Annotated in this window: 6 protein-coding genes; 5 read left to right on the top strand and 1 reads right to left on the bottom strand. The window is 63.2% G+C overall.

The annotated features are described in order from the left end of the window. A partial coding sequence (locus VEK15_11510) for a tetratricopeptide repeat protein (protein HXV61314.1) occupies positions 1 to 1,670 on the top strand: 1,670 nt, incomplete at its 5' end. Between the two features lies 1 nt (position 1,671). Here VEK15_11510 and VEK15_11505 read toward each other — a convergent pair. Continuing rightward, positions 1,672 to 4,134, bottom strand: coding sequence for a glycosyltransferase family 39 protein (locus tag VEK15_11505; protein ID HXV61313.1), 2,463 nt, complete (start codon positions 4,132 to 4,134; stop codon positions 1,672 to 1,674). 107 nt (positions 4,135 to 4,241) lie between these two features. Here VEK15_11505 and VEK15_11500 point away from each other — a divergent pair, with 107 nt between their 5' ends. The 4 genes from VEK15_11500 to VEK15_11485 form a co-directional block, all read left to right on the top strand. Then, positions 4,242 to 5,993 carry an AarF/UbiB family protein gene (locus VEK15_11500; GenBank protein ID HXV61312.1) on the top strand — a complete coding sequence of 584 codons (1,752 nt, stop codon included), beginning with the start codon at positions 4,242 to 4,244 and terminating at the stop codon, positions 5,991 to 5,993. Positions 5,994 to 6,006: 13 nt separating this feature from the next. After that, on the top strand, positions 6,007 to 7,272 hold the full coding sequence (locus tag VEK15_11495) for an aminotransferase class V-fold PLP-dependent enzyme (GenBank protein ID HXV61311.1): 1,266 nt from the start codon (positions 6,007 to 6,009) through the stop codon (positions 7,270 to 7,272). Between the two features lie 15 nt (positions 7,273 to 7,287). Further along, positions 7,288 to 8,547: a BamA/TamA family outer membrane protein gene (locus tag VEK15_11490; protein ID HXV61310.1), complete on the top strand. Its 1,260-nt coding sequence runs from the start codon at positions 7,288 to 7,290 to the stop codon at positions 8,545 to 8,547. Next, on the top strand, positions 8,544 to 9,044 hold a 501-nt coding region (locus VEK15_11485; GenBank protein ID HXV61309.1), incomplete at its 3' end, for a hypothetical protein. The genes VEK15_11490 and VEK15_11485, both read left to right, overlap by 4 nt.

The raw sequence follows: 9,044 nt of genomic DNA, 5'->3' as shown, positions 1-9,044 counted from the left end.
GGTCCGGCTCGATACAAATGGAGCGAGGAAGCGACGAGGACCTCCTCTCCGGACTCGAGGAGATGATCGCCGAGCTCGGACGAAGGCCGAACCGGATCGAGGTTCGCGACCCGACGCTGGCTCGCTTGCTGTCCGATCGCCTGGGGAACGAGATCGACGTCGTGCCCACCGAGCGACTCGAGGGTGTGGAAAGGTTCCTCGATCTTTTCGCCAAGGAAGCTTCAAGCGCCGATATCCCAGGTGCTCTCGATGTGGCGGGAGTCACCGTGGAAGCGATGCGGCGTTTTGCCGAGGCGGCGCGCGCATTCTGCGAAGCCGCTCCCTGGCGGCATCTCACGAATCGCGACCTCATCGAGATCCGTGCCGGAGCGCCTCCAGGACTCGGCTATGCCGTCGTCCTCGGCAACGGGCGCTCGATGAGGGGTATCGGTTTCTTCGACAACGAGAGGACCTTTTGGGACGTTTCTTCGGGGCAATCCCCTGCCAAAAAGGGTGTCTGGCACTTGGGCTTCGACGACGTGTCCCAGATGCCCCTACAGGATGCCGAGCTCTGGGTGGAGAACGATCTCGAAGTGGCCGACGACGACGCGTACCCCGTCGCCCTGTGCATTCAGTCGCGCCATCGGATCAAGAGACCGAGCCCCCGTGTTCTGGATTTCTTGACGGGTCTCATGAGCGCGCTCGCCGAGAGCCGTCCCGAAGACCTCGACAAAGGCAAATGGGAGAGGTCGGGTTACGGGTTCACTCTTCCTTTTCTTCTCCAGCCTCCCGCGCGAGAGGAGCTCGTCCAAAGGGGCATCCTGCCCGATCCTCGTGTCTTCGAGCGCCTCCATTTTCTTCTGGCACGAAAGATGGAGAGTCGGCCGGATGCGACCTTCGATGATCTGCGGTCCGTGTTCGAACGGGAGCTGACGGGCATGCCCCTCGACGAGATTCCGTTCGAGCCCCGAACCGATGCCGAGCGCGCTCAGGAAATCTTCTTTCAGGCTCTCGACGCCTGGGGGCGGCATCAGATCCAGCTCGTCCACGAGGCCCTTCAGTTCGACCCCGCGTGCGTCGATGCTCTCGTATTGCAAGCCGAGCTCGCGGGCGACGTCGGGCAGGCGATGGAGTCCTACGGTCGGGCGCTCGAAGCGGGGAAAGAGGTTCTCGAATCGGGACGGCACGACGCGCCCGCGGGCGAGCTTTGGAATCACTATCCCGCCAGACCCTTTCTCCGAGCGCTGCACGGGATGGCCGATCTGATGGCCGAGGTAGGAGACTGGGAGACGGCGATCGCGTGCTACACACAGCTTCTCGCTCTCGACCGGAGCGACCATCAGGGAGTCCGCTACGAGCTGTTCTCGGCCCTCTTTGCGGCGGGACAATTCAAGGAGGCCGAAGGGTTGGCCAAGGCGCAGGGCAAAGAGGCGGAGCCTGTCTGGACCTATGGCCGGGCTCTGGCCATCTTCGCCCAGGTGGGCGACAAACCGAAAGCGCGGAAGGCGCTGGAGGCGGCGATATCGAGAAACCCTCTCGTGGCAGAAATGCTGCTGGATTTCGAGCCCGACTTCGCGTCGGATGAAGAAGACGTTGTCAACGCCCAGAACTGCGTCGGCACGTTGAACGAGGCGTGGGAGGAGATCGACGGGGCACTCGACTGGCTCTACGAGCGGTACGAACCGGGTTAGTCTATTGGAGCTCGATCCAGTCGAGCCGAAGGCCGAGATCGCGAACGTCGCTCGCGCCCGCAAGCGCTCGCGAGGGCCGCCACGTCTGGGTCGTGAGCGTCAGGATGGCGTAGCTTCGGGCATCGCGCGGCGGAATCGTGAGCTCATAGGTCGCGTAGCTTCGCGTCGGCTGGATCGAACCGATCGACTGACCATCGATTGCGACTTCGACCGGGTAGAGCGGAGCGTCGTCCTCCTTGGGGCCCGCCATTCGTAGAGCCAGGGTTCTCGTTTCCGATCCCACCTGCGGCAGAAAGATCGAGGAGGTCCTCTGGCTCCAGCGATAGGTCGTGCCGTCTTCCTCGAGCTCCTTTTCGTGAAACCACGCAACCTGGAGGTCATCGCTCCCCCCGATGTCGAGCCGCTCGAGGGGAGGAACGCGCTTCGCGAGGTCTTCGACGTCAACGGCCTTCGAAAGCGTGAAGCGGAGGTGAAATGGCTCCGGTCCTCGAGGAGGTCTCGTGTAGGCGTACTCGTACTTTTCCGTTGCCAGCCAGAAGTCTTTCACGTGCCGGGTGAAGAGGCCCGAAAGGGAGATCTTGTAGTTGGTGACGAAATAGACGTCCTGATAGCGGCTGCGCCACGATGCCAGGAGTCGCTCGAGAAGCGCGCGATCGGGCTTCAACGTATAGAACTCGAGGACGTTTCTTCCCTCCAGATGGGCGAGCGGAAGCTCGAGGAGATGAAGGCCTTCCTGACGGGGGAAAAAGACGATGTCCTCGTCCCCGAGGTGGCGCGCGAGATCTTCCACGAAATCGAGGCTGCCTCGAAACTCGTTGTGACGCCAGAGGCGGGCGCCGGCAGCGAGGTACACGAGAAGAAGAGCCGCCGCGACCGCGCGCGCTCCCCATTTGACGAGCGAGCCCGCAACTGGCCGAAGGGTTCCGAGAAACACTCCGATCCCGGAGAAGAAAGCGGGGAGGATCACGGGGATGAAGCGCCTCATGGCGAAGTAGTGATCGTGCCAGACGCGCACCTTATAAAAAAAGAAGAACGAGAACGTCAGGGCGATCAGAACGAAGAACGCCTGAGCTCTTCTGGCCCGGACGACGAGGCCCATGAGACCCGCGGTCGCGAGCGCCAGCCCGGCGGGGTAGAGATACCACCCCATGCGAAAAAAGGCTTCGGCGTCGTGCGGTGCCGTTCGAGCGGCGTGCCAAACGGGCCTCACGAAATAGGCGTAGAGAGCCAGGGCGAAAAGACCAAGAGCCGAGCCAAGACGAACCGCGGGGGACTCGATCGAGCCCAAGAAGCGCGGAGGAACCTTGACCACGAGACGATCCGCGGCGAAGAAGAGCAGCAGGCCCACCGCGGCGAGAACGACGATGTTGTCACCGATGAAACGCCAGTAGTGGCGTCCGAGGATGCTCGATACGTATGGCCAGGCGAACAGACGATCGTGCACGACGGCGTGGGTGGAGACGAGCGCGAATGTGAAGAAGAACAAGAGCTCCGGTTTCCCGAGCTCGCCCCGAACACGTTTCCACGCCAGAAAGACTGCAATCGGGATCGCGAACAGCACCGTCTCGAAGCGTGCGAGGAACGTCGAGGCGAAGGCGAACCCCGCGAGGCCGCCTGCAAGCGACGACCGCTGCTCGTTCATGAAGAAGAAGCACAACAGGCCGAAAGTGAAGAGAAACTGGACGACGACCTCGGAGTTGGGAAATCGCGCGAACCAGATCTGGATCTGGAACACGGCGAGGAGGCCGGCCGCCCAGGCTGCCGGCTCGAGGCCGAACAACCGGTTGAGCGCGAAGAAGAGGCCGAGCACGCCCAGGATGGCGAAGTATGGCGTCACCCAGAGCCCGGACTTCATCTGGAACAACGAGGAGGCCATTCCGATCCAGACCGGATAAAGATGAAGTCCGTGTGGAGACACCCTCGCGGTATCGGGATGCTCCAGACGAAAACCCTGGAACCTTTCGTAACTCCACGGCGGAAGCTCCTTGTCGGGAAACACGAGCGGCCGTGCCTCCACCGGGAGGCTCTCGATCACCGGGTCGACATAGACCAGAGTTCCCTCGCGAGCGAGATGAAAGCCGGCGTTGACGTAGATGCCCGGATCGCGCCCCCCGAGGACGTGCTCGAACGGCGGAAAATACACGACGCTCGCGAACGCCAGGATGGCGCCGGGGACGATGAACTCTCCCGCTTGAAATCTTCCTGCCTCGAGCCGGATCCGCTTTCTCGCCGCCACCGCGCCGAGCACCACGACGACCGCGTCGAACGCCGCCACGTTGACGGCCGAGAAATGGCCGAGCTCCGCGAGGAGGAGCCCGACCCATCCCGAAACGAGCAAGCTCCCGGCGAAGGCAACGTACATCTGCTCGGCCAGAGTGAGTCCGCCCTTCGGCTGCCGGGCGAAGATCGATACGATCAGGAGGCCCGGGGCAAAGAAGATGATCGGCGTCGCGAGTGCAGTCACTACGGGTTGGGATGATACTTCACTGAGCGACGGTGGTACCGAGAGCCGGACCCGCGTGAGTTGCGTCGGTCGATCGCTTCGGTTAACCTTCGGGCTCGTCGTCTCCATTGCAACCAACGTTCATACTTCTCGCACTTTCGCTCGCGGGGCGAACTCAGTACGACCTCCCGACGCCCCTCTCGCATTACCAACAGGGCTTCGATGTCGAGGCCGAGGGACGGGCAATCCTGCTGGAGCTTGCCGCGTCGGTGCCGGAGCCGGCCCGCTCGAAACTCTTCATGGCCCCGGACCTGGAAGAGGCGTTGGCGCTGGTCGACGAGGTGCAGTGGCAACGGCTTCGGCCGCGCATCGCGAGCCTGCTGCTCCATGGCTCCAGAGTGCTGGAGGTCATCCCCGAGGCCGCGTCGGACTGGCTCCCTCTTGTTCACGACGCGTTTCTCGTTTTCCTCGAAGGGCTCGAGGAGAAACGTTTCCTCGACCGCGTGATTTCACAGCTGCGTCTCCCCGTCGACGCCGATCGCGGCCAGCGGGTGCTCAATTTCATCGCCGAAACGCCCAGTCTCCAGAAGCTCGCGCAGATACTGGCCCGCAACCCGTCGCTCGATCCGGATTTTCGTAACGCGCTCCAGACCATCGAGAATGGGCTCGAGACGATCGGGTACGAGGAGGTGATGGAGGTGATCGGTCGGGAGATCGACGCCGCGACCGTCAAACGGTATCAGATCGTCTTCGCCGACCATGTTCTCGCCGAAGCGAGCGTCGGTGCCGTCGTGGAGGCTCGCTACGTCGGCGAGTCGGGCGAGCCCCTGCGCGCGGCCTGCAAAGTGCTGAAGCCGCGAGCGGTATCGGCTCTGGAGCAGGACCTGACCATTCTCGATGCGGTACTTCGCTATCTCGAGAACCACGCCGACTTCTACGAGATCGGCTCGATGCCTTTGGTCGACACGTTCGAGGAGATCCGTGAGGCGCTCTCGCGCGAGGTGAAGGTCCTGGACGAGAGGGAGAACTTGAAGCGAGCCGCGCTCTACTATCGGGACAACGAAGCGGTCGTGGTCCCCGAAGTTCTCCCGTTCTCCTCGGCCAGCGTTACCTGCATGGACTTCATCGAGGGCGTCAAAGTGACCGATGCGTTCCCCGGTCACCCGCGGGAGCGAGCGCGCCTCGCGCGTCGCCTCAGCGACGCTCTTACCTTCGACGTGCTCTTCTCCGACAAGGACGACTCTTTCTTCCACGGCGATCCCCACGCGGGCAACGTCTTTCACGTCGAAGACGGGGGCGCTCCCTTTCGCATCGCCCTCATCGACTGGGGCCTCGCCGCCGAGTTCGATCGCGAAGAGCGCGAGAAGCTGACCCAGCTGATGGTAGGCCTCTACCTCGGGAACACGAAGAGGCTCGCCAATAACGTCGACGTTCTCGTCGAGTGGGAGCCCGAAGGCCCCGAAGACCGCGCCCGCATGAGGGCATTGCTCGAGAAGGAGCTCCCCGAGATTCAGGGTGGGGGACTGTTCGAGCTTCTCGACGAGGTGATGGCGGTGCTCGCACGCGAGGGGCATTCGATCCGGTACGAGGCCGCCATCTTCGTGAAATCGCAACTAACGATTTCAGGGATTCTCGCCGAGCTCGATCCCGAGCTGAAGCAAGACGAATACGTCATGGGCCGTATCTCAAGCCAGGTCTGGAAGGAGACGCCGAAGAGACTCCTCAACACGATATGGTTCCCTAGCTGGAACTCTCACGACTATCGGAGCCTTTTGTCCAATGAAGACGTCAAGGACGTCCAGTTCCAGCGAATCGGGCGAGCTTTCAAGAAGATGGGCGGCGCCGTCTGGACCGCCGTCAGCTTTCGCTGGCTATTCTGAACAGGAGAGCAAGATGAAGAACACCCTTTCCCGTCGCGGATTCATCGCCTCCGTGTCCGCTATTCCCGCTTCCGCGGGGCTCACTCCGGGGCTCGTGCTCGGCGAAACCGAAAACGACGTGTACCGCGAGCTCGGGATCCGGCCGTTCATCAACGCTGCCGGAACGTACACCGCGCTTTCCGCCTCGCTGATGGACCGGGCGGTCATCGAGGCGATGGAGTCGGCCGCTCGCAACTACGTATCCATCCCCGAGCTCCAGGAAGCGGCGGGAAACCGCATCGCCTCGCTCGTCGGCTCCGAGGCCGCTCTGGTGACGGCGGGGTGTGCCGCGGCGCTGACGCTTGCGACCGCCGCTTGCGTGTGCGGCGAAAACGAAGACGCGATCCGGCGTGTGCCGGATACCGAAGGGCTGAAAAACGAAGTCATATTCCCCCTGGGTCACCGGTTCGGCTACGACCACGCGATCCGTAACGTCGGGGTGAAGATCGTCGAGGTCGCGAGCAAGGAGGAGCTCGATGCGGCGATTGGGGACCGCACCGCGATGCTGTTCTTTCTCAACCTGGCGGCCAACCGAAGTCCCATCACCCGCGAGGAGCTCGTCGAGGCGGGGAAGAGAACCGGCGTTCCCACGCTCATCGACGCCGCCGCCGATCTGCCTCCCGCACGGAACCTGACCGATCTCGCTGGCATGGGATTCGATCTCGTCGCCTTCAGCGGAGGCAAAGGGTTGAGAGGGCCCCAATGTTCGGGGCTTCTGATTGGAAGAAAAGACCTCGTGCGCGCGGCCTTTCTGAACGGCTCTCCTCATTCGGACTCGGTGGGACGGATCGCGAAAGTGGGGAAGGAGGAGATCGTGGGCTTGACCAAAGCGGTCGAGCTCTACGTCGCCCGCGATCATGACGCGGACTGGAGGGAATGGGAGTCGCGAGTGAGCCACATCCTGTCGGCGGTGGAAGGGATCGAAGGCGTGACCGGCGAGCGTTTCGTTCCCGAGATCGCCAACGAGGTGCCCCACGCGGCCATCAACTGGGATCCGAACCAAATCCGGCTCACTCGAGACGAGCTCGCGCGGATTTTGCGTGAAGGTGAGCCGCGCATCGAGGCGCGCCCGAGTGAAGGCGACGCGCCCCGGCTCGAGATCGGTGTCTGGATGATGACCCCGGGTGATCACGAAGTGGTGGCGGCACGCTGTCGAGAAGCGCTCAGGGGTGCGAGGATGAAGCGAGCCGCGAAAGTGAACGCCTTTGGATCGGTGGCACCGAGCACGAAGCTTCGATAGATTCCGCAATAGATCATGCGTGTCACGATATTCGTCTCGCGAATCGCGGCTTCGCTGCTGTTCGCCTGCCTGCTGGCCAAACCCGTATTCGCACAGTTCCAGACCCGCACCGAGGCGATCGAGGCCCAGAGACGCGACAAACAGGCGCGGCTCTGGCCCGAGCGTCAGTCGCCGCTCGTGGACCGGGTCAACGACCTCGTCGAGCGCGGCCTCTACGAGGGGACGCGCTCCGGGAATGGGGCCTATGGATGGCAGCTCGTCATGGGGGGCATGCGCTCCGGCCAGGGCTGGAGCAACGGCGTGGGGTATCGGCTCGGTCTCTTCCGCGATCAATTCGGTCTGCGGACCACGGCGCGGGTGACGCCGCAGCTTGCCTACCTGTTCGACGCCCAGCTCGACTTCCAGAGCATCCGGAGCGATCGCTTCTTCCTCGATCTCTATACCAAATACGAGAGCTCGCCGCAGATGGACTATTACGGGCCCGGGCCGGACTCGCTCGAGGAGAACCGGACGAGCTACGCCTATGACACCTTCGGGCTCGACTTTCGAGCGGGATACAACGTCACCGACTGGCTGCGGCTGGGAGGAACGCTCGGGAGGCTCGACGCCTCCACGGGAACCGGAAAGAGAGGCGGAGTGCCTTCGACCGACGAGGTTTTTGATCCGGTGCTCACGCCCGGGCTCGGCGAAGATACCCACTTTCGGCGCTGGGGCGGCTTCGCCGAGCTCGACTTTCGTGATCTTCCGACCGGGCCTCGGTCGGGCGGCTACTATGCGGTCACCGCGCGCGAATACGATGACGTCGACCAGGAGAAGTACGCTTTCTCTCAGGTCCTGGTGCAGGCCCAGCAATACCTCCCGTACTTCAACAAGACCCGGGTCATTGCGGTTCGCGTCGCCGCCTCGCTGGCGTTCCGGCAAGAGGATCTCCGAATCCCCTTTTACCTCCAGCCCTCGATCGGCGGAAACGACGACTTGCGCGGATTTCAGCGCTACCGCTTCTACGACGATCAGGCGCTCATCGTCAACGTCGAGCACCGGTGGTACGCGTCGCCGGCGCTGGACATGGCGATCTTCGCCGACGCGGGGAAGGTGGCGCCCCGGCTCGCCGACGTCGACTTCACCGATCTCGAATGGAGCGGAGGGATTGGCTTCCGATTCAAGCTCCAGGACGCCTACGTAATGAGAATCGACTTCGCCGCGGGTCGAGAAGGCTTTCGCTTCATGTGGACCTTCAGCGACATCTTCAGGACGAGGTGGGGGATCTACGAGTGAAGCTCGGCGTCTCTCTTTTGCTCGTTTCGCTCCTGGCGGCGCCGGCCCTCGCTCAGAAGTTCTATCCCGACGATCCGCTCGAGAGGGTCCCCGAGCTCTGGCCGACGCCGGATCCTCAGCGGCGCGCCCTGAGCTCCATCCTGGAGCTCTTCAGCAACGCCTTCGGAACGCCGGGCGAGGGCCATCCCGAGCGCGGCGTGATTCCCGCGGGCGGTGTGAACACTCTCGGCGAGGTCATGGACGGTCCCTGGTACGAGAACCGTCACCCACGGCACCGCATGACGGAGGAAGAGCTTCGCCGGGGGCCGGGGGAGGATCGCCCGCCGGCGACGGTGGGCCCCTGGCGGGTGCTGACCGTCAAGAAGTTTGGCTTCCGTCCCGGAATCCTCATCGCCGATGCCACCGATCAAATGTACCTGCTCCGTTTCGATCCCCCGGGCTGGCCAGAGTTGGCGACCGGCGCAGACGTGGTGTCGTCCAAGATTTTTCACGCGCTC

The sequence above is a fragment of the Vicinamibacteria bacterium genome, from assembly GCA_035620555.1.
Taxonomy (GTDB): Bacteria; Acidobacteriota; Vicinamibacteria; order Marinacidobacterales; family SMYC01; genus DASPGQ01.
Note: the sequence above shows the minus strand (reverse complement) of the source record. Positions and strands in the feature narration are given on the sequence as shown.

Excerpts from the sequence above, each read along its gene's own strand:
- VEK15_11495 (HXV61311.1), top strand. The coding sequence starts at position 6,007 with ATGAAGAACACCCTTTCCCGTCGCGGATTCATCGCCTCCGTGTCCGCT.
- VEK15_11490 (HXV61310.1), top strand. The coding sequence starts at position 7,288 with ATGCGTGTCACGATATTCGTCTCGCGAATCGCGGCTTCGCTGCTGTTC.